Source organism: Clostridium zhoujianii, from assembly GCF_051590805.1.
Lineage (GTDB): Bacteria > Bacillota > Clostridia > Clostridiales > Clostridiaceae > Clostridium.
On the sequence record NZ_JBPUTF010000006.1, the window covers coordinates 54573 to 76642 of the forward strand.

At 30.2% G+C, this 22070-nt stretch carries 23 protein-coding genes; 3 read left to right on the forward strand and 20 right to left on the reverse strand.

Annotated elements, in window-relative coordinates; all coding sequences use genetic code 11:
- Positions 1 to 18: 18 nt before the first annotated feature.
- From ACSYT2_RS17885 to ACSYT2_RS17925, 9 genes are all read right to left on the reverse strand, one after another.
- On the reverse strand, positions 19 to 1467 hold the full coding sequence (locus ACSYT2_RS17885; protein ID WP_430858075.1) for a TrkH family potassium uptake protein: 1449 nt from the start codon (positions 1465 to 1467) through the stop codon (positions 19 to 21).
- Position 1468: 1 nt separating this feature from the next.
- On the reverse strand, positions 1469 to 2833 hold the full coding sequence (gene trkA / locus ACSYT2_RS17890; RefSeq protein WP_430858074.1) for a Trk system potassium transporter TrkA: 1365 nt from the start codon (positions 2831 to 2833) through the stop codon (positions 1469 to 1471).
- A 154-nt stretch (positions 2834 to 2987) separates the two neighbouring features.
- Complete coding sequence (gene nifJ, locus ACSYT2_RS17895; RefSeq protein ID WP_438385363.1) at positions 2988 to 6506, reverse strand: pyruvate:ferredoxin (flavodoxin) oxidoreductase; 3519 nt, start codon at positions 6504 to 6506, stop codon at positions 2988 to 2990.
- 257 nt (positions 6507 to 6763) lie between these two features.
- Positions 6764 to 6973, reverse strand: a complete 210-nt coding sequence (locus tag ACSYT2_RS17900; protein ID WP_430858072.1) for a hypothetical protein — start codon at positions 6971 to 6973, stop codon at positions 6764 to 6766.
- A 145-nt stretch (positions 6974 to 7118) separates the two neighbouring features.
- Positions 7119 to 7298, reverse strand: coding sequence for a hypothetical protein (locus tag ACSYT2_RS17905; RefSeq protein WP_430858071.1), 180 nt, complete (start codon positions 7296 to 7298; stop codon positions 7119 to 7121).
- Positions 7299 to 7416: 118 nt separating this feature from the next.
- Positions 7417 to 7881 (reverse strand): GNAT family N-acetyltransferase, encoded by a 465-nt coding sequence (locus ACSYT2_RS17910; RefSeq protein ID WP_438385364.1) that lies wholly within the window; start codon positions 7879 to 7881, stop codon positions 7417 to 7419.
- The gene (locus ACSYT2_RS17915) at positions 7881 to 8744 is read right to left on the reverse strand and encodes a pentapeptide repeat-containing protein (RefSeq protein WP_438385366.1); all 864 of its coding nucleotides are present in this window, start codon (positions 8742 to 8744) and stop codon (positions 7881 to 7883) included. Before ACSYT2_RS17915 ends, ACSYT2_RS17910 begins: the two co-directional genes overlap by 1 nt.
- A gap of 295 nt (positions 8745 to 9039) precedes the next feature.
- The gene (locus tag ACSYT2_RS17920) at positions 9040 to 9999 is read right to left on the reverse strand and encodes an alpha/beta fold hydrolase (RefSeq protein ID WP_438385368.1); all 960 of its coding nucleotides are present in this window, start codon (positions 9997 to 9999) and stop codon (positions 9040 to 9042) included.
- A gap of 115 nt (positions 10000 to 10114) precedes the next feature.
- On the reverse strand, positions 10115 to 10498 hold the full coding sequence (locus tag ACSYT2_RS17925) for a VOC family protein (RefSeq protein ID WP_438385370.1): 384 nt from the start codon (positions 10496 to 10498) through the stop codon (positions 10115 to 10117).
- 194 nt (positions 10499 to 10692) lie between these two features.
- On the opposite strand from ACSYT2_RS17925, the gene ACSYT2_RS17930 reads away from it, so the two are divergent.
- Positions 10693 to 12111 carry a serine hydrolase domain-containing protein gene (locus tag ACSYT2_RS17930; RefSeq protein WP_430858066.1) on the forward strand — a complete coding sequence of 473 codons (1419 nt, stop codon included), beginning with the start codon at positions 10693 to 10695 and terminating at the stop codon, positions 12109 to 12111.
- A 256-nt stretch (positions 12112 to 12367) separates the two neighbouring features.
- Here ACSYT2_RS17930 and ACSYT2_RS17935 read toward each other — a convergent pair whose 3' ends face one another.
- The 11 genes from ACSYT2_RS17935 to murA all read right to left on the reverse strand — a co-directional run bounded on the left by ACSYT2_RS17935 (position 12368) and on the right by murA (position 20513).
- Entirely contained in the window at positions 12368 to 13615 is a 1248-nt protein-coding gene (locus ACSYT2_RS17935) for a DUF6179 domain-containing protein (RefSeq protein ID WP_438385371.1), read from the reverse strand.
- Between the two features lie 3 nt (positions 13616 to 13618).
- A complete protein-coding gene (locus tag ACSYT2_RS17940) occupies positions 13619 to 14065 on the reverse strand; it encodes a DUF6323 family protein (RefSeq protein WP_430858063.1) in 447 nt (148 codons plus the stop codon).
- A 335-nt stretch (positions 14066 to 14400) separates the two neighbouring features.
- Positions 14401 to 14571 carry a hypothetical protein gene (locus ACSYT2_RS17945; protein ID WP_430858062.1) on the reverse strand — a complete coding sequence of 57 codons (171 nt, stop codon included), beginning with the start codon at positions 14569 to 14571 and terminating at the stop codon, positions 14401 to 14403.
- 352 nt (positions 14572 to 14923) lie between these two features.
- The gene (locus ACSYT2_RS17950) at positions 14924 to 15466 is read right to left on the reverse strand and encodes a DUF1697 domain-containing protein (protein WP_438385373.1); all 543 of its coding nucleotides are present in this window, start codon (positions 15464 to 15466) and stop codon (positions 14924 to 14926) included.
- Positions 15467 to 15746: 280 nt separating this feature from the next.
- Positions 15747 to 16226, reverse strand: a complete 480-nt coding sequence (gene rlmH, locus ACSYT2_RS17955) for a 23S rRNA (pseudouridine(1915)-N(3))-methyltransferase RlmH (RefSeq protein ID WP_430858042.1) — start codon at positions 16224 to 16226, stop codon at positions 15747 to 15749.
- A 119-nt stretch (positions 16227 to 16345) separates the two neighbouring features.
- A complete protein-coding gene (locus tag ACSYT2_RS17960; protein WP_430858041.1) occupies positions 16346 to 16891 on the reverse strand; it encodes an Hsp20/alpha crystallin family protein in 546 nt (181 codons plus the stop codon).
- Between the two features lie 75 nt (positions 16892 to 16966).
- Positions 16967 to 17608 (reverse strand): lactate utilization protein, encoded by a 642-nt coding sequence (locus ACSYT2_RS17965; RefSeq protein ID WP_430858040.1) that lies wholly within the window; start codon positions 17606 to 17608, stop codon positions 16967 to 16969.
- Positions 17609 to 17706: 98 nt separating this feature from the next.
- Positions 17707 to 18204 carry an SEC-C metal-binding domain-containing protein gene (locus ACSYT2_RS17970; RefSeq protein WP_430858039.1) on the reverse strand — a complete coding sequence of 166 codons (498 nt, stop codon included), beginning with the start codon at positions 18202 to 18204 and terminating at the stop codon, positions 17707 to 17709.
- Positions 18205 to 18274: 70 nt separating this feature from the next.
- A complete protein-coding gene (locus ACSYT2_RS17975) occupies positions 18275 to 18427 on the reverse strand; it encodes a CxxH/CxxC protein (protein WP_430858038.1) in 153 nt (50 codons plus the stop codon).
- Between the two features lie 19 nt (positions 18428 to 18446).
- The gene (locus tag ACSYT2_RS17980; protein WP_430858037.1) at positions 18447 to 19238 is read right to left on the reverse strand and encodes an MBL fold metallo-hydrolase; all 792 of its coding nucleotides are present in this window, start codon (positions 19236 to 19238) and stop codon (positions 18447 to 18449) included.
- A gap of 15 nt (positions 19239 to 19253) precedes the next feature.
- A complete protein-coding gene (gene murA, locus ACSYT2_RS17985; RefSeq protein WP_430858036.1) occupies positions 19254 to 20513 on the reverse strand; it encodes a UDP-N-acetylglucosamine 1-carboxyvinyltransferase in 1260 nt (419 codons plus the stop codon).
- A 343-nt stretch (positions 20514 to 20856) separates the two neighbouring features.
- On the opposite strand from murA, the gene ACSYT2_RS17990 reads away from it, so the two are divergent.
- Positions 20857 to 21402 (forward strand): hypothetical protein, encoded by a 546-nt coding sequence (locus ACSYT2_RS17990; protein WP_430858035.1) that lies wholly within the window; start codon positions 20857 to 20859, stop codon positions 21400 to 21402.
- Between the two features lie 173 nt (positions 21403 to 21575).
- Positions 21576 to 22052, forward strand: a complete 477-nt coding sequence (locus tag ACSYT2_RS17995) for a dUTP diphosphatase (protein ID WP_430858034.1) — start codon at positions 21576 to 21578, stop codon at positions 22050 to 22052.
- Positions 22053 to 22070: the final 18 nt, after the last annotated feature.

Consider the following 22070-nt stretch of genomic DNA (forward strand, 5'->3'; position numbering starts at 1 on the left):
CAAAACACCCCTTTCTTTTTAATAGGTCTTTTTCCAAATTGATTTACTAAACATAATTAACATAGGGTAAATCTCTAATCTACCAGCAAGCATACAGAAAGATAATACTATCTTGCTTAAGGGTGAAAATGCTGAGAAGTTCCCTGTAGGTCCAACCATTTCAAATCCAGGTCCTACATTACTTATTGCCGTAAGTACAGCTGTTGATGTTGTAACCAGGTCAAATCCATCAAAGGCTACTATAAACATTGCAATTAAACTTATTACAATATACGCTCCTATAAATAAAAATACTCCTGATATAGTTTCCTCATCTACTGCCTTACCATCTATTTTAACTCCCTGTATTCTCTTCGGATGAAGTATTCTATCAATACCACGCCTTATAGCTTTTAGTATTATAACTATTCTTATAGTCTTTACTCCACCACCTGTTGATCCAGCCATGGCACCTGCAATCATAAGCATCATTATTATCATCTTACTCAAGGTAGGCCATAGGTTAAAATCTACAGTAGCATATCCTGTAGTTGTTATTATAGATGCAACCTGGAATGAACTTTGTCTTACTGACTCACCTATATTTCCCCCATTAAAATCTAATATATTTATAGTTATAAATACTATAGATACTCCAATCATTAATAAGTAATACTTTAATTCCTCACTCTTAAAGAAACTCTTTATATTACCTTTGATTACTTGGAAATACAGGGCGAAATTAACTCCAAATAGTATCATGAATATTGTTATAATCCACTCTACTGCTGGACTGTTAAATGCAGCTACACTGGTATTCATATTAGAGAATCCCCCTGTTCCTGCTGTCCCTAGTGCATGTATCACTGAATCATAGAATGAAAGACCTGCCACCATTAATAATATTGTTTGAATTATTGTTAACACAAAATATATTATGTACAATATTTTTGCTGTTTCTTTTATTCTAGGTACAATCTTACCTGGATTAGGTCCTGGACTTTCTGCCTTTAATAAATAAATTGTATTAGACCCTAATGACGGAACTAATGCAAGTATAAATATCAGGAATCCCATACCTCCTATCCAATGGCTAAAACTTCTCCAAAATAATATGCCCCTAGGTAGTGATTGTATTTCTGTAAGTATTGATGCTCCTGTTGTTGTAAACCCCGATACTGTTTCAAAGAATGCATCTATATACGAAGGAATTGCACCACTTATAACAAAAGGAATCGCCCCAACTGCTGCTATTACTAGCCAAGATAATCCTACAGTTAAAAAACCTTCCTTTGCATACATTTCACTACCCCTAACCTTAATCCTACGTAGGAATATAGCTAGTGGTGCCATAATTATCATTGTCAGTAAAAATGCTATAGCATCTCCATCACCGTAATATAGAGCTACAGCAGATGGAATTATTAAAAGTAATAGTTCATATAATAATACATTACCAAGGACCTTTAGAACCATTTTATAGTTCATACTATCTGACACCTCCGCAGAAGATGTCATCAATATGTGAAAGCTTCATATTCTTAGTTACAATTATTACTCTATCATCTACTTTTAAGTAATCATCACCTGTAGGTATTATTATTTTGTTATTTCTAACAATTGTAGCCACTAAGGTATTTTCATTAATATCTACATCCTTGAACTTCTTATTTATATTTTTAGTATCGCTACCTACCTTTATTTCTATGGCTTCTGCTTTATCATTACATATCTTATACATATTTTCTAGGAAGCATTTTCTTGTATTCTTTAGGGACCTTACATACCTTATTATTTTATATGAAGTAACTAACTTTGGATCTACTATAGAATTAATCCCTACAGTTTTACCTATTTCCCTATAGTTATCTCTTGTAATCTTAGTAATTACATTACTTATAGATTTATTATTTGCTATAAGTGATGCTATTATATTATCCTCATCTCTCCCTGTTAAAGTAATAAAACTATCAACCTCAAGTAGACTTTCAGATAATAATAATTCCTCATCCATTCCATCTCCATTTATTATTATAGAATGTGGTAATAGTTGATTTAGTTCTTCACATTTATCAAAATCCTTCTCTATTATCTTACAGTTAACTCCCACTTCAGTAATCATTTTTGAAAGGTAATATCCAATCTTACCTCCACCTATAATCATAGCTCTTTTTACTTTTCTCTTATACTTTCCAAGCCTTTTAAATAAATCTTGTATATCCTTATGCTCACCTATAACATAAACTCTATCATCTCTATGGAAAACATAATCACCCTTAGGTATTATGAATTCATCATCTCTTTCTACTCCACAGAATAGAACGCTTCCTCTTATAAAACCTATATCGCTTATTTTCTTACCTTCAAGTGCTGTATCCTGCGATACCTTAAACCCAACTAAATTAACCTTACCATCTGAAAAATTATCTATACTACATACTGATGGATATTTAATTAGCTTAGCTATTTCTATAGCTGCAGCCTTTTCTGGATTTATGACTAAATCTATTCCTACTGCTTCAGTAAGAAGAGTTATATCTTCATCATAATCTGGGGTTCTTACTCTTGCTATTGTATGTTTAACTCCTAACTTTTTAGATGCAAGAGAACAAAGCATATTTAATTCATCACTATCTGTTACTGAAATTAATAAATCTGCATCCCTTACTCCCGCTTCATAAAGCACCTTTAAACTAGTACAATTCCCTTTAACACACATTACATCTAAATTATTATTGATACGCTCCAAAGCCTTATCATCGTTATCAATAATAGTTATATTATCTTCATCTACTGAGAGATATTTTGCTAAGGTATATCCCACCTTACCTGCACCGACTATAATAATGTTCATTCTATTTCTCCTTGATATGTAAGCTTAGTCCTTTTTTAACACTTCAATTATACCTCACAAGTTTCATTTATCATAGATACTAAATTTCCTAGGCAATATTATTGAATAAAAATGGTGTTCAAAATAAACTTTCTTATTTTGAACACCATTCTTTTTATTCCATATTTGCTAATCTCTTATAATTGTTGTATCTCTCCATTGCATCTTGTTCTGTCTTCTCAAATAGCTGTTCCGCTACTTCTGGGAAGGCCTTAGCTAATGATGCATATCTCACTTCTCCCATTAAGAAATCCCTAAAGCTTGCTTTTGGTTCCTTTGAGTCTAGCGAGAATGGATTCTTTTGTCCTTTTAGTTCTGGATTATATCTATATAGAGTCCAGTATCCACACTCAACAACCTTCTTTTCTTCCTCTTGAGAATTAGACATACCAATTTTAATACCATGACTAATACATGTAGAATATGCAATTACTAATGATGGTCCATTATACGCTTCCGCTTCTGTTATAGCTTTAATTGTTTGGTTTTTATCTGCACCCATTGATACTTGAGCTACGTAAACATAACCATAACTCATTGCCATCATACCTAAATCTTTCTTTTTAGTTCTCTTACCAGATGCAGCAAATTTAGCTACTGCTGCTGCAGGAGTAGATTTTGAAGATTGACCTCCAGTATTAGAGTAAACTTCTGTATCAAATACTAGCACATTTACATCTTCTCCTGATGCTAATACATGATCGAGTCCACCATAACCAATATCGTAAGCCCATCCATCACCTCCAAATATCCATTGAGATCTCTTAACTAAGTAATCCTTATCCTTTAGAATAGTTTTAGCTATTTCATTATTCACTCCCTGTAAAGTGCTTATAACTTTATCAGCTCTTTCCCTGGATCCTTCACCGACATACATATTATCTAACCAGTCTTTTAATACTGATTTTGCATCCTCTGAAATATCTGAATCCAAAGCTATCTTAATATTTGCTGCTATTCTTTCTCTTATAGTTTTAACAGCAATATACATGCCTAATCCAAACTCTGCATTGTCTTCAAATAATGAATTTGCCCAAGCTGGACCATGACCTTCTTTATTAGCTGTATATGCAGTAGCTGGCCCTCCAGCTGCCCAAATTGACGAACAACCTGTTGCATTAGCTATCATCATTCTATCCCCGAATAATTGTGTTACAAGCTTAGCATAAGGTGTTTCACCACAACCTGCACATGCCCCTGAATACTCAAGTAATGGCTGTTCAAACTGACTACCTTTAACAGTCTTCTTATTCATAGGATTTTGCTTCTTTGATATCTCTTCAACAGCATAATCCCATGCCTCAATTTGATCATGTTGACTATCTTGAGGTTTCATAACTAGAGCTTTGCCTGGTGCTGGACATACTTCTACGCAATTTCCACATCCAGTACAATCTAAAGGTGTAACTCCTATGGTATATAACATAGTTTGCTCTGTCTTTACACCCTTAGCAGGAATTAACTTCATGCTTTCTGGAGCCTTAGCCTTCTCATCTTCTGTTAATAAGAATGGTCTAATAGTTGCATGAGGACATACATATGAACACTGATTACACTGAATACAATTCTCAGGAATCCATTCTGGTACATTAACAGCTATCCCTCTCTTTTCATAAGCAGTCGTACCAGCCATAAAGGTACCATCATCAACTCCTGAATTTACAAAAGTTGAAACTGGTAATAAATCACCTTCAAGCCTATTCATTGGCCTAACAATATTTTTAATGAAGTCAGGAACTTCCTTATCATCCTCTGTCTTATCATCCTCTGCATTCTTCCAATCACTTGGAACATCTATCTTTACTATTGCACCTACTCCAGCATCAATAGCCGCATTGTTCATATCTACTACCTTTTGACCCTTCTTACCATATGAAGTAACAACAGCTTCTTTTAAATATTTAACTGCATCTTCAACTGGAATTATATTGGCAATCTTAAAGAAGGCAGCTTGCATTATCATATTAATTCTTCCACCAAGACCTATTTCTTGGGCTATCTTAACTGCATTTAAAGTATAAAATTCTATATCATTTTCTGCAATATACCTCTTAAGCTTTGCTGGTAATCTATCATTTAATTCTTCTGGTGTCCAAATACTATTTAATAAGAATTTACCCTTCTTCTTTAATCCTTCTAATAAATTGTAAGTATATACATATGATTGATTATGACAAGCAACAAAATCAGCTGTATCAATCAAATAATGTGACTTAATTGGTGTTTTACCAAATCTTAAATGAGATACAGTTATGCCACCAGATTTCTTAGAATCATAAGAAAAATAACCTTGGGCATACATTTCTGTATGATCCCCAATAATCTTTATCGCACTCTTATTAGCACCAACAGTACCATCTGACCCTAATCCCCAGAACTTACATGATGTTGTTCCTTCTGGTATTGCATCTATTTCTTCCTTTGCTTCTAATGATGTATGTGTAACATCATCAATTATTCCTATTGTAAATCTATCCTTTGGCTTATCACTACTTAAGTTTTCATATACCGCTGCTATATGTGATGGGGTTGGGTCTTTTGATCCTAATCCAAACCTTCCACCAACAACTAAAGGAGGATTTTCTTTTCCAAAGAATGTTCTTGCAACATCTAAATATAAAGGTTCTCCTATTGATCCAGGCTCCTTAGTTCTATCTAGTACCGCAATCTTTTTTACAGTAGTTGGGATAGCTTTAATTAACCTTTCCATTGAGAATGGCCTATAAAGTCTAACTTTTACTAATCCAACCTTCTGCCCCTTTGAATTTAAGTAATCAATTGTCTCTTCAACAACTTCTGTTACAGATCCCATAGCTATAATAATTCTATCGGCGTCAGGAGCACCATAATAATCAAAGCAATGATACTCTCTGCCAGTTAGCTTTGTTATTTCACTCATATAGCTTTCTACAACTGTTGGAATATCATCATAATATCTATTAATTGATTCACACATTTGAAAATACACATCTGGATTTTGTGCAGTCCCTCTAGTAACAGGATGATTTGGATTAAGTGCATTATTTCTAAAATTCTCAACTGCATCATAATCAACTAATCTAGCTAGCTCATCTTGCTCTATTATCTCAATCTTTTGTATCTCATGTGAAATTCTAAATCCATCAAAAAAATTAATAAATGGCATCCTAGCTTTAATTGCTGTTAAATGTGCTACCCCTGCTAAATCCATGACTTCCTGAACAGATCCTTCTGCAAGCATTGCGAAGCCTGTTTGCCTTGTAGCCATAACATCTTGATGGTCTCCAAATATACTTAATGAAGATGTAGCGATTGCTCTTGCAGATACATGAATTACCGCCGGTAGTCTCTCTCCTACTATCTTATACATATTAGGTATCATAAGTAACAAACCTTGAGATGCAGTATATGTAGTACTTAGTGCACCTGCTTGTAATGATCCATGTAAGGCACCTGCTGCACCTGCCTCTGACTGCATTTCCACAACCTTAACTGGTTGCCCAAATATGTTTTTCTTCCCCTTTGATGCCCAATCATCAACACTTTCCCCCATAGGTGTTGATGGAGTTATTGGGAAAATAGCTGCTACTTCTGTAAATGCATAGGAAATATGTGCAGCCGCAGTATTCCCGTCCATAGTTTTCATTTTTCTCATGATTCATCCTCTTTCTATTTTATAATTTTATTTTTTACATTATATAGATAAATTTACTTCATACCCTTTATGATGTTCTAAAAATTAGAATTATATGTATGCAGTTAGTTTCTCTTTTTGTGAATAGTGGAATTAACTTTTACTAATACTATATTTAGACCTTAATATAAAAATTAAATAAGAAATAATACCACCTTACTTCTTAATTCGAGGTAGGGTGGTATTGTTTTATTCAATATTATTCTTTATTAATTACTTTATCTTTTTAATAGTACTCTTCTTTTTAATTCATTTTTAAGCAAATCATATTTCCAGTCATTTATATCGATGCTAATAACAGCACTACGTAACTCCTCATCCCTTAACTTTTTTAACTGATTCTTAAATATTCTCTTCCTATCTTCTAATCCATCTTCCATATATTCTAATGCCATCTCGGCTATAAAACTATTATCTCTAAGCTCCATTTTAATGACCCCTTTCTTTATAATTATTATATTCACTTATTAATATATAATATCCTTAAATTTAAATTATATGAGGCTATAAACAAAGAAAGCTTTACCAAAATGATTTGTAAAACCACTTTAGTAAAGCTTTCTTTCTATATTCTTATAGTTCATCTTTAATTTTCTTTAATTTATTCTGAACTAACCATAGTTTTTTTTGCTTTCTATTATAAGCAACCATTCTATTCTTATTATTCTTATTTTCATCAAGTAATTTTATATATTCTGCATCTGCTATTTTTAATGCCTCTTCGATTACCAAAAGTTCTTCCTTAGTAAACATACTCTCTCCTCCACTTACTTAACAGCTTAAATTATTTATATATTATAACATAAATATTTATTACTATCCCCTAAGTATTAAGCAACAATTAATTTTTATAATTACTTTACAAAAAGCATTATCTAATGATTTTCTCCATAATAAAATTTATTAAATATTGATCTTTACGTTTAACTGTTTGTTCTTTTATAACCTTATACCCTTTCCCTTCAAAAAATGATTTTGCTGTTATAGATGCATGTGTTGTAATAATCTTAATCATACTTTCCTTCGCATACTTCTCTATTTTATTTACAATTCTAGTTGCTATTCCTTTTCCTTGATAATCTTTATGGACATACAATCTATCGAGATACCCACTAAAGTGTAAATCTCCAAACCCTACAATAATATTGTTTTCCTCAACTACCACTGAAAAATGTTCTGAAAGTGACTTATCCCACCCTAAAATGTTAAATTCTTTTGGTGCCCATACCTCTATTTGCTTTTCATTATAATCTTTTGAATTAACTGAATGAACTGTATTATAAAATAACTCAATAATTTCCTTACAATCTTCGGACTTGTATCTCCTTATATTCATTATTTATCCCAATGGCTAGGGCGAACTATTGATATTGGTAATCTTGTATTAGAATCTCCTTTAGCCCCGTTAATCTGAGCTTGAGTAATGAATATACTCCTTGAAAGATTTGCCCCTCTTATATCTGTATCTCTCATATCTGCACCAATTAGATCAGCTCCACTTAAATCTACATCCCTAAGGTCTGTTGCAATAAGGAGTGCACCTCTTAAATCTTCTCCCCTTAGGTTTACTTTCTTAAGATTTAAACCAATTAAGTTTAATCTTCCAGCAATTATCTTTTTACGATTTAGATTAGACTTTTTTCCTCTACGCTCTTTACTTCTCACAGCCTCACTAGTCATTGCAAGTAGCAAATTAACATTATTTCTATGTGCTACTAAATCTAACTTTATAAGAGAGTCAGGATCTAAATCAGTAAGTCTAATAGTTTCATCTATAATATTAATGATTTTATTTTGAACAAGGTTATCTTGTGGTATACTAAGTGCTTCTTTTAGATACCATAACATTTCATGAAGTTGCCTCATTATTAAAAATATCTCAAACATTTCCTTCGATATTTCTGGATTCCCTCTCCAATCTTTACCGCCATATGTAACTTGAGCAACTTTTTGACCTGATCCAAAACAGTCATAAGCCATACATCCTTTAAGCCCCTTATCTCTAAGGCTTTTGTGAACAGTGCATTTAAAATCCGGTTGTAAGTTTATACAGGGCTTACCTGCATCTTTATTTGTTGGAAAACCTTCAGAAGCTGAAAAATATAATGCAACACAGCAAAATCCGAAGCATTTTTCACAATCTACTCTCAGGTTCTCATTTAATTCCTCATCATACTTAACTTTATTTTTATATGTCATCCTTATTTTCACCTCATATTATTAACCTATAAGCAATTTCAACTTCTAAATTATACCATATCATTGTGTAAAACTGCTGTATATATTGAGTTTTGAAATTTTATCTCCCTAATACTATTGTGGATACTTCATCCTAGTTTAGGTAGGCTTCGAATATGCTAGAATCAATTGTAAAAACTAGTATCCAAGCTTTGTGCAAGGTGTATCTTTATTTAATGGAAAATAAATGGCGTGAATCAACATAAAATCTAATTTACTTATAGTATGGTTCACTGTAACTATTCCAAGTGGAATGTTAATGATATAAATAATTAATAAATTCATCAATATAATCTGAAATACCATCATAGTTTGACCAATACAAATAATGATTAGAATCTTCAATAGCTATTTGTTTGCTATGTTCAGACCATGATGCCAACTGCTTTTGTACTTCATTCCACTTACTTCCGCTATCAGAAGAAAGTACAAGTATTGGTATATCACCTAATTTTCTTTCCTTAAGAACTTTTTCAGCATTCTCATTAATTAACTCAATACTATTGAGAGTCGATGCATTACCTGCATACTGATAGTACATGGCTTTGTCTATATCCTTTTTATTATCTGGCAGTTGTGTATTTCTAATATTCTCACCATACATAGGTAAAAAAACACCAACCTCTCCTAATAAACGATTTATACCAAATACTCTTGTAAATGCAGCACTACGGTTCACTATTTTGGCAGTTAATTCTGAATCAGTGCAATAAAACTCTGGACTACCTGAATCTAAAAATATAATTCCCTCCACCCTCTCTGGATATTTTTGTGCATATCCGATTGCTTCTAAAGATCCTAGCGAGTGAGAAATCAAAACAACCGACCTATTTAAAGCCACCTTATCTATAATAATAGAAAGCTCTTTTACAATATTTTCAATACTACGTTCAGATTCTGTCTCTGTACTCCACCCGCTTCCTGGATGGTCAAAGGTAATGGTCTGTCCTATGGCAGATAATTTATTTTGAATGGCATAAAAATCAGTATAGGCACAAGGTGTTCCTGATCCTGTAATAAAAATAAAAACAGGATCTCCATCCCCCTGCAAATAGTAATGAGCTTGATATGTTTCTACATCAACAAATTGTCCAGGGGCAGTATATGTTTTTCTTTCAATCCCTATCATAACAAGTTGCCATATCATTCCTAAAAACATTGCTATAATAAGCACACTCATTATTATTAATTTTTTAGATTTTATAATTCTTTTCATTTGAACTCCCTTTTTTATTCCACCTTCAGGAACACTGACAAAAATAAAATCCTATATTCCCTTTTCCTTGGTAGTTCTTATTTTATAAACATCATTCTTTTCTTCACCCTTAAGATTAGTTCCTACATCTAAAAGTCAAACTTTTAATAACTTGAATTCCAACTCCATTTGGATCCTTTATAAAAAAGCATTCCATACTTCCACCTAAAACAATTGGCCCACTAGAAATAAGATTTTTTTCTTGTGATTTCTGTAAAACCTCATCATAATCCAAAGGACAAACCCCAATAGAAATTCTGCTATTTAAAGGAAACTCTACTTTTGAATTTTTATCATAAATCAGCTCAATTTTCATTCCATTATCTCCCTCAAAAAAAGCAATGGACATAGATTCATTAGGAGAAAACTCCCTCTCTACCTTCATTCCTAAAAAGTCTCTATAAAACTCTTTTGATTTATTATAATCATCTACCTTAATAGTTATCCAATTAATTACCATACTTTTTCTCCTCTAAATTCCTTTTAATTTCTTCACTCTCTACCCATAGGGTATTTCCAAAACTTAATCTTTTAAAACCTAATTATTTAATATTATCATAATTAGTTATATTTGGTAAAGACATCACATCCAGTAGTTTTTATTTTGAAAAATATGGTAAAATTGTGTATATGTAGATTAAGGAGATGAAATTAATGAATATTTTTAAGAAATGTATATCCGTATTTTTACTATCAACTTTAATAACAGCTAGTTCAATAGCAAATGTTAGCTCTAGTACAAAGGTTCCAAAGAAAGATAAAGATGTAGCAAAAATGATGAATGACTATATGAATGAATTAAACACTCAATATCCTTTTAGTGGTACAGTTCTTGTGTCTCAAAAAGAAAAAATTATCTTTAGAAAAGCTTATGGTAAAGCTGATTATGAAAATAATATACCTAATACACCTAAAACTAAATTTTCTATAGCATCAATGACAAAATCATTTACCGCAATTGGAATAATGATACTACAAGAAAGTGGTGAGTTAAATGTAAAAGACTATATATCAAAATATATACCTGACTTTCCAAATGGAGATAAAATAACAATAGAAAATTTACTTACACATACATCAGGAATTCCAGATTATTTCACTTGGGATTTTTGTCTTTCTGAAGAATCTAAAAAAAGGCAAACTCCTGAAGAAATAATAAACTTATTCAAGAACCAGCCTCTTTCCTTTGAACCTGGGAAACAATATCAATATTGCAATTCAAATTATGCATTATTAGGATATATAATTGAAATAGTATCTGGCGGAAAATATGAAGACTTTTTAGCTGATAACATATTTGACCCATTAGATATGAAAGATACAGGCTTTTATTTAGATTTAAAGAATGTTAAGAATAAATCTAGGCCTTATCAAAGAAGCGAAAATATTCTAGATAATTCCTTACAAAGTCCAATATACGCTAATCCTACATCAACTTATGCCGCAGGGGGTATGTATTCAACAATAGATGATTTATACTTATGGAATAGAGCCTTAAGTGATGGCAGATTATTAACTCAAGAATCCTTGGATCAAATGTACAAGAGATATTTACCAGAGATAGGGTATGGCTATGGATTTGTACTAGATAATGTCCATGGACAAAAATGTATAAGTCATAGTGGAAGCTTGCCAGGAGTTGATTCTTATATATTAAGATTTATTGATGAAGATACATGTATAATCATATTGTCAAATCTTAAGGCATCGAAACTTGCAAAAATGGAGACAAATTTATATTCTATTTTACATGAAGGAAAATATGAAACACCAGAACAATTTAAAGAAGTAAACATTGATTCAAATCTTTTAGATAATTATACTGGGAAGTATGAATTTGCTCCAGGTTATGACATAGAAGTTATTAAAAAAGATAATGGCCTATCTTTTGTTACAAAGTCCTATGGAATTTCCCCTAGTGAATTTAGTACAATCTTTCCATGTTCAGAAAAAAAGTTTTTCCATAAATATCAGGATTTAAATATAGAATTTATGGATATACAAAATGGAAAATCTCAAAAAGCTATAGTCACTACTTTTGATATGCCAATAGAATTTAGACGTATTGATTAATTGAGTTAAGAAATAGAGCAAATATATAGCCAATGATATTTTATAGTAAATTTCATTACGTTATCTGTTAGCTGAAATTTGCTACAAGAGCTAGCGCCATCTATTTCAGTAAATGAATTCAAAATAAATAAACGACTTAAGCTCTATAACTTGTTAGCTTAAGTCGTTCTTTATCACCTATTCTACTTTGCATAACTTGAAAAGTTTATTAAGAATATTTTTGTACTAACTTTAAACAATTAAAAATCTATACAAACTAACAAATCCGGATAAACTTCTGCTCCCAACCTGTATTTGAAATATTATCATTTAATTTATTATTCAAATAATATTTCAATGCTTCTACCTCCTCTTTTCTAAGATTATTTACTAATTCCTCTACTTCATCTTCCAAAATACAATTATTTAAAATTTCTACTAAATCATCTAAACTTTTAACCTCATTATGAATAACTTCAATTTTATCCTTAGTAAATCTACAAACTCTTATTTCATCTATTAATTCCCTTAATCTTTCATCATCCATATTTTCATTAGCTACAAAAATTTCTCTCATTTCTTCTTCCTCTATTTTATAGCTTAAAAATATATTTTCTAAATTATTATTTTTAATGCATTCTTCAATTCTTGGGAGTAAATTTAAAGCTGTCATTTTAACATAATTAATTTCATAATCCCTTACTATTTTTAATTTATTACATATATTATTAGCTGCCTTTATAATATCTGCTTCTATTTCTTCTATGCTCATTTTTTTGAAAATATATAGTAATATTTCTCTTTCATAGCTTTTTACTTCTAATTCAAATATATCTGCCTCTACCAGCTCTAAGGCTATAACATTAGTAAGTACTGGTTCAAATATATTTATTAATAATCCTTTATAATCTCTACAATAACTTTTTAAAATCTCTATTATTTTTTCTTTCTCAAAGTTATTACAGAATTTATTTTCAAATAATAATCTTGTAAGATATTCATTAATGAAATCTATCCCTTGCAAATCTTCATCTACAGGATTTGAAAGTTGATAATCTATACTGCAAGTTATTTCATGAGCCAAAAATCTATAATCATAAACTTTGAGACCATTTTTAAATCCCATTACAGTATCCTCATATGATATATTTTCTATCCCAGTTGATGTTTTTATTACCTCTTCTAGCAAATTCTTACCAATTGTTATATCCTTCTCTATTGTTATCCAAGAATCCTTCCATGCACCTTCTAGACTTTCACATTCAAATATGTCTACCATAGATTTTGAATTTTTCATTTCTTTCTTTAATAAAAAGGTAATAGACTTTAAAAGTTCTTCAGCAATTTCAATTGGAACTGATGAACTATCTCCCATGGTATATCTTTCTGTAACTTTTCCTAATAAAATCCAAAGCTTTATTGTCATTATTTCTTTATCTTCATTACTTATATTAGCTAGGTGTGAATTTTTTAAAAGATCTAAATAAAAATTATTATCCTCCATAGCATCTCCTTTTATAGCCATAAGTTATCTTTCTCTATTTAATCCATATCTAGTATTACGGCATAACTCTTCAAGACTTGTTCCACTTAAATATTCAATAGACCCCTGACATTCTTTATTGAAGCATTCCTTCATAAATTCTATTAACTCATCATCTGCTATTTCTTCCATTGCTTCTCCCTTAAAAAAGTAAAAAATATCCTGTAGCTCTTCTAATGTTTCTTCATAGTTTTCCTGAATGATGTATGGGGAATCACAAAATGCTTCGATTAACTCTTTTAAAACTCCATCTCCAAATTCTACTCTTCCAGTATTCTTTAAACTTTCAAACCTTTTATTAATTAGACTTTCAATTTGGATATCTGACAATGTAACTCCATATTTTATTGTCATCTCATTGCATTTTTTTATTTCCACTGCTAATTGTTTTTTCTTAATATTTTTCATAGTTAAAGAAACTTTCTCATTCATTACTATCACCTCTAATGTAGTTTACTGCTATTGTTATATTAGTACTAGACTTGAAATTTATACTATTTTGTGGTATTATAATAGTATAGTAAAAAGTGCTGTAACACTTGAAATATCAAGCTTTACAGCACTTTTTTATAATTTAAAATAAGTTTTTTATTTTTTTAATTCTATACTTCTTAACCCATCATAATATCTTCTTTTTAGATATTTATCAGGTATTTATCTCCAAACTTTGCTTACTCTAATTATTATAATCCAAATTTGTATTTTTGGATAATAACTCAATAAACTTTTTGCTTTTTCTTGAATAAGATGTTTTAGAGATTCAGGTTTTACTGTGGTAATATAGCTACCATATCTAATAAAGTAATTAGATATAAATCTTCTTCACCTAACTTATAGATTCCCATTATAATTGTTTTAGTTCCACTTTCTATATTTATTAATGAATAATGCTCTTTATAAAAAATCAGAATACTACATATTTTCAATATGATCTGCATGTTGAAACTTTTATCCCATATTCAAATATAAATAAATCGTAAAAATTATTCAATGTATAAAAACCTCATTTATTTGTGATAGGGTTCATTATTTATAATTCTAAATATATGTGTATTATTACCCTTATCTATTATCTAAGAATTCTTTTAATATTTTTATGATAAGTAATTATATATAATTTCTACAACTCAATATCCATAATCCTTCTTACAACGTCCTCTACTTGTTTAGTACTATGAATTAAAGCATCTCAATAAAAACTAAATAACTTAAATACATAAAAACTCATAAATCCCTTCTCATATTGTAATAATATAGTAGCTAAAACTATTGTTCTTATTTTTAATAAATCTAAAGTAGCTCTTTCATAATCTCATATATTTTACGGGTAGTATTAACATTTCTCACTGTCATTCTTTTGTACAATCCATTTCCAATAAGTTTATGTAGCCCACTTTTTGTAATATTGCTTTTATCTAATGTCCATAGAATTGCTCCTGGCACATACATAACTGTATCTATTTCAGGTTTAACTTTTAATTCATTAATCAAGGTCTTCCTATCTACTTCTTCCCATAAAAATAGTACATCGCTTCTCATACTTTTATCATTCTTCCATGATTCAGGAAGAACTTTCATCATATGTTCAAAATCATTTAGACTACGGATTAAAACTCCAATATTCAGCTGAAACTCCTTAAATATAGCTTCTTGCAGTAATGTTGTAATTTCTGACTTTGTATGTTTCCTATCAGTAAATATTACATTACCAGAATTAATATATGTTACAACAGATTCCATACCTATTCGTATAAAAGTTTCTTTTAGAAGTTTCATATCGATTTTATTTTTACCACCAACATTTATTCCTCTTAATAAAGCAACATAAATCATTTATTTACCACCTTATAAATTCTTTATTAATCATTTTTGCATGTTTATAGCTACTTTTTTCATCATAGTATTTATGATACATTTAGCCAGTTTCATCTAATTTGTCTTTAACATAAACATCGAATAACATTCTCACATCTAAAAATTCTAATTTATCTTTTGCAAAAGTTTTGTAATTTAAATTATACCATATTATGTAATCACAATATTACTTATGATACATTATGTCCAAATAAAAATAGCCTTAGACAAGTTATATATCTAAGACTAATAACCTCATTTACTTATGGTACGGTTCATTATTAATAATCCTAAATCCTCTATAAACTTGCTCTAGCAACATAACTCTAAATAGTTGATGTGGGAATGTCATCTTAGAAAAACATAGCTTATAATTAGCTCTTTTTACTACCTCATCAGACAGCCCTAAACTTCCTCCAATAATAAATACAATATTGGAGTTCCCCATCACTCCACAATTCGATATGAATTTTGAAAACTCTTCTGATGTTAAATGATTTCCTTTTAAATCCATAGCTACTACATAAGCAGTATCTTTTATCTTAGATAAAATTAATCTACCCTCTTTTTCTTTTATTTGTTCTTCTTCTTTTTCAGAAGCATTATCTGGTGTCTTCTCATCAGGTAATTCTATTATATCTAGTTTGCAATACCTACTTAACCTTTTAGCATATTCATCTATAGCCTGCTTTAAATATTTCTCCTTTAGCTTTCCAACTGCAATAACTGAAATGTTCATAAAAAATCCTCCTGTGTTAATAATAATATATTACCACAAAGGAGGACGAAACCTTAGGCATATTTAAAGAAAATAATGAGCCAAATATCCCTTCATTATTCTCTTTAGTAAGCTCTATGCTATTCAATTTTATAATTGTCTACATCTATAATGATAGGGTTATCTGCAGTAGTACTAATTACCTCATCTTCAATCTTTTTAACTTTAGGCAAGGTAAGTAGCAATAAGCTATTATCAAAGGATGCCTTTAGTTTAGTTACATCTACTTCACTTATATAAAAATTCTTTACTAAATTCCCCCCTGTTTGTATAACTGTAACCATTGCATTTCTACCATTAGAATAACTTTGTTTCTTTTTTATTGTTAATATTGCTTTATTCTTTTCGAAATCTATGCTTACATCCTTTGGGGTCAAACCAGGTAGATATCCCTTAATCAAATAATAATCACCATAATCTTTAAGTTCTACATCATAATTATCTTCTTGAGTCATCTCACTAACTAAATCATTAACTAAATCGCTAGATAATAGCTGATCAACCATACCATTTATAAAATTATCATTTAAAAGAGTATCAAAAATGTTTATGTTATTCCCATTATTGTAGTTATTCGGATTATTATTGTTATTGTTGTTAAAATTAAAAGGAAACATTCCAAACATACATATCTATCTCCTTACAATAGAAGCATTATAATATATATGTATTAAATGTTTTCCAAATTGACACTATTATAATTAATATCCTATATCTTCATTTAAAAATATAACATGAATTCTATCTTTTCTTCCTTGCCTTTTAATTACTGTATATTCATTGCATATCCTATCTTTACTATTACAATCCATACAGTATCCAGTTTTAGTACATGGTGTAGATTTATCTAACCTTTTAGAATTTGTAGGTGCACAAATTTCTCTATTTCTATTTATTGCCGCCTCTAAATCCTTTACTATCTTATTTACTCCACATACTACTATTACTTTCTCTGGTCCATATAACATAGCTGCAACTCTATTTCCATTACCATCTACATTATATAGCTCACCTTTCTCTGTTATTGCATTACTACTTGTAAAATATGCATCTGTAAAGAAAGAGTCCTTATATATTTTCACTAGTTCTTCTTGATTTAGCCCCTCTTTATATCTATCTAAAAATTCATAATTATTACTTCTTAAATAATCAATTACTCCGGTTTCAAATAAAGTCATTGACCCTCCACAGCCAACTTTAGAACCTTCTGGAACTATTTCTTTAATTTTTAAGATAAGTTCTTCATTGTTTTTTACTAAGTATCCCTTCATATTATTAGCTTCTAAGGCTGATATTGTTCTAAGTATCTTTTCTTTATTTACCCACTCTAAATTCTTATCCATAAATTAGCCTCCCCAAAATTAACTATATAAATTTAACTATATATAAATTTTACCATAAAAAAAGAAACTCATAACTATGAGTTTCTTAAAATATTATATTACTTTCCACAGCACTTCTTATATTTCTTTCCACTTCCACATGGGCATGCATCGTTTCTTCCCACTTTGTTCTCATTTCTAACAATTCTTGATTCTCTGTACTCTTTTTGAATTTCTTTTCTCTTTTCCTCTGAGAATATTCCATCCCATTGAGGTAATTCATATAAGTATTCAGCTTTAGCGTCTAACATGTTGAAATATAACTTTTCTAAGTTTATATCAAATACTAGTTCAGTGCTACCTTCTAATGTTTCTAAGTCATATGAGTTATTTAAGCTATCATTAATTCCATCAACGAATCCCATAATAAACTCTTCAGTTGTATTATACTTTTTAGCTAAGTCAGCTATTGTAGCTTTCTTTATTTCCTTGTGATTTGATAAAAGCTCTTTATATACATTTGTTTCTATTTCACTATATTCTGTCCAGAAAGCTTCTTCTCCCTTAGTCTTAACATAATCAACGACCATATCTGTCCAATTCTTATATAAACTCATGTTTTCTCTCCTCTTTCTTCCACTTAATATAAAAAATTATACTAAGTTAGAACATTATTTTCAACTATAATTAACCAATCTTATAATTGGAATTATTATCACAACTAAAGCATCTCCCACTAGTACATTCACTTAAAATAGGAAAAGTTTCTTTTTCATTAACATATTCGTCTATTCCTTCATCTACATGTTCTGAACATGCATAAATACACTGATTATCCAAATCATCATCCTCTTTCAGACTATAACTCTATATATTCACTTGGTGCTTTTCTATTTGCCATAGAAAGTAATATATCTTCTCCTTGCTTAATACCATACTCTTGTACAACACTTAGCACAGTTTGGAAGGCTAAGTCAGGATGATTATTAGTATTACTTAAATGTCCTAATATTATTTTTTTCCCTAGACCGTTTTTAGCTATATCAACTATAGCCTTACCACAATCTTCATTTGATAAATGTCCAACTTCACTTAAAATTCTTCTTTTTAGGCTATACGGATATGGCCCAAACTTTAACATATTAACATCATGGTTACTCTCTAATAGAATAACTTCCGAGTCCTTAATATTACTGTAAATTTCTTCTGTAAATGTACCAAAGTCAGTAGCAACGCTAACTTTTTTGTTATCGCAAACAACGCTATATCCTACAGGGGCTATTGCATCATGAGGTATGATAAAAGACTTTATAGCTAAATCACCGATATCAACGGTGCTTCTTCTATCCATTATTTTTATATTATGTTCTTTTATTTTTCCTATAGAACTTTCCATAGCTAGCCATGTTTTATCATTTGCATAAATAGGAATATCATACTTCCTTGAGAGTACACCTACTCCTTTGATGTGGTCACTATGCTCATGTGTAATAAAAATACCCCCTAAATCTCTTGGATTTTCTCCAATAGAATTTAGCGCTTCATCTATCTTTTTACCTGGCAACCCTGCATCAATTAGTATCTTTGCTTCTTTTGAAGAAACAAAAATACTATTTCCGCTACTACCACTGTATAATGAGCAAAACTTCATTTAATTTTCCCCCATCTATTCTTCAATCCTGTATATGTCCGCTCCTAGTGATTGAAATTTGTTTTCTATATGAGGATACCCTCTATCAATATGTTCTATGCTTGTAATTTCGGTTTTTCCTTCAGCAACAAGACCTGCAATAACCATTGCTGCTCCTGCCCTTAAGTCAGTAGCCTTAACTATAGCACCTGTAAGTCTATTAACTCCATCTATTATAGCTACTCTACCTTCAACCTTTATGTTCGCACCCATCTTCTTTAATTCATCTATGTGCTTATGTCTATTTTCCCAAATAGATTCTGTAATTAAACTTCTACCTGGAACTGTACTTAATAATGATGACATAGGTTGTTGTACGTCCGTTGGGAATCCTGGGTAAGGAGTTGTTTTAATGTTTACTCCTTTAAGTTCCTTATCAACAGCAACTCTTATACTATCATCACCTTCTTCAACTATAGCTCCCATTTCAGTTAACTTAGCTGTTATTGACTCTAAATGCTTAGGTATAACATTAGTAATAGTTACATCTCCCTTAGTAGCTGCTGCAGCTATCATAAATGTACCTGCTTCAATTTGGTCAGGTATAACACTATATGCACATCCATTAAGTTCTTCTACACCCTTAACTCTTATTACGTCGGTTCCTGCACCTTTAATATCAGCCCCCATAGAGTTTAAGAAGTTAGCAACATCAACTACATGTGGTTCCTTTGCAACATTTTCCAAGGTCGTCATACCTTCTGCTAAGGTCGCTGCTATCATAACATTAATAGTTGCTCCAACTGAAACAACATCAAAGAATATATTAGCTCCTATTAATTTGTCCGCCTTTACAGTTACAGCACCATGCTCAATAGTTACGTGCGCTCCAAGAGCCTCGAATCCTTTTATATGTTGATCTATAGGTCTTACCCCTATAGGACATCCACCAGGTAGTTCAACTGTGGCCTGTTTAAATCTTGCTAATAAGGCCCCTATAAAGTAGTATGATGCTCTCATTCTTCTAACATCATCTGTACATGCTTTGAAGTTATTTAAATCCGTACTGTCTATTTCTAATGTATTATTATCAATCTTATTTACCTTACAACCTAATGTTTCAAGTATTCTTTCTAAACAATGAACATCCTCTATATCAGGTATGTTGTCTATTATGCACTTGCCTTTGCTCGCAGCCACTGTAGCAGGTAAAATAGCTACTGCAGCATTCTTAGCTCCATTTATATCAACAGAACCCCTAAGAGCCTTTCCTCCGTTAATTACCAATCTTTCCATCCAATTCACCCTTATTCACAGATTATATATATTAAAATTCCCAAAAATCATAAAATTATCCAAATATTTAGTACTCAGACATTATAGTCCTATTTTAATTAATTTCTATCTTACTCATTATATCATAAACTATATTTATTTAAATCCTTTTTTTATGCCAATTTGTTGTTTTTTTAATATTAACTATATATTATCTTAATTCTTGCCCTAACCCTACTAACACTATTCTTTATAAACCTTAATAATGATAATTCTATTTTTTTATATATGGTAATATGTTATAATTTATAACAAAGATTGTATGTATTTAATATACATAATATTATCAGATGAGAGGTTTGCTATGAAATACTATATTGTTGCACTTTTTGACGAAGAATCTTATAACGTTATAACACCTATTCAACGGAAGTTTTCTAAAAAATTTAGAGCTAATAGAAATTCACCAATTCCTTATATAGCTTTAAATGTAATGGAAAATCCTAATGTTGAAAAATTAAATCCAATAATAGAGAAAGTACTTAAACCCTACAAGAAATTTAAGATTGAACTGTGTGACAATGTTTCTATATGTGAATCTATGAGGACTATAAACTTAAAAATAGAAGATATAGGCTACATAAGAAAAATATGTAGATCATTAACAGATACACTTGAATTACATGGATTTAATCTTAAATCCTCTCCTAAGGAAGAACTAGCAATATCTTTGGCTAATATTAATTACTTTAATAAAGATAGTAAAAAACATGAAAATGATAGTGCTTGTGATCCTCTTGAGAAAGATGGTAAGAACTTAACTCTTAAAATTGATAGGGTTGAACTTTGGAAGATATCTAATAACAAAAAAGAAACTTGTTTAAAAACATATACGTTAAAAGATTTTTAAAATGTATAATAAAAAATTCCTAATTAATACTATAATTAATTAGGAATTTTTTTAATATTTTGCTTTTTTAAAAAATATTTATTTTGTATTCGTTTTCTGCCCTTTTCTTTATTTTAAAGATTTTGTAAAATATATAAAGATGGATTGCCTTGAAAATTAAGGGGGATGTAAATATGCAAATTTCAAATTTGTTTAAGATACAAAAGGAAGCCAATAGTAAATTAGTTATTGACACAACTTTAAGTGAATATAAGTTATTCGCTAGAAAGCATCTTCAACTTCAAATTAAGATGAGTGAATTAGCTAATGAGACTAAGTGCTATAAGTATTGGCTTAATGATGACAGTATCCTTGACAAAAATATAATTTTCCAAAAATACATAGCTTGTTTAAAACAAATTCTTTCACTTGGATTGGATAATAACTATGATAGTGTTGAAGAAGTCACACTACAACCTAGTGAATATTGCTTAAGTGACCAATTCTTAAACTTATATATAGACATAAATGATTTAATAATATCACCTTCAAAGGACCATTTTATAACATTGATTGAAGACTATTTTAGCTTAGGTATTAGCCTAGGATTTTCAGAAGAAATAATCCTAGATGGTTTTTATAACTTTAGAAATATACAAATAGCTCTCTAATTTTTAGAGGGCTTTTAT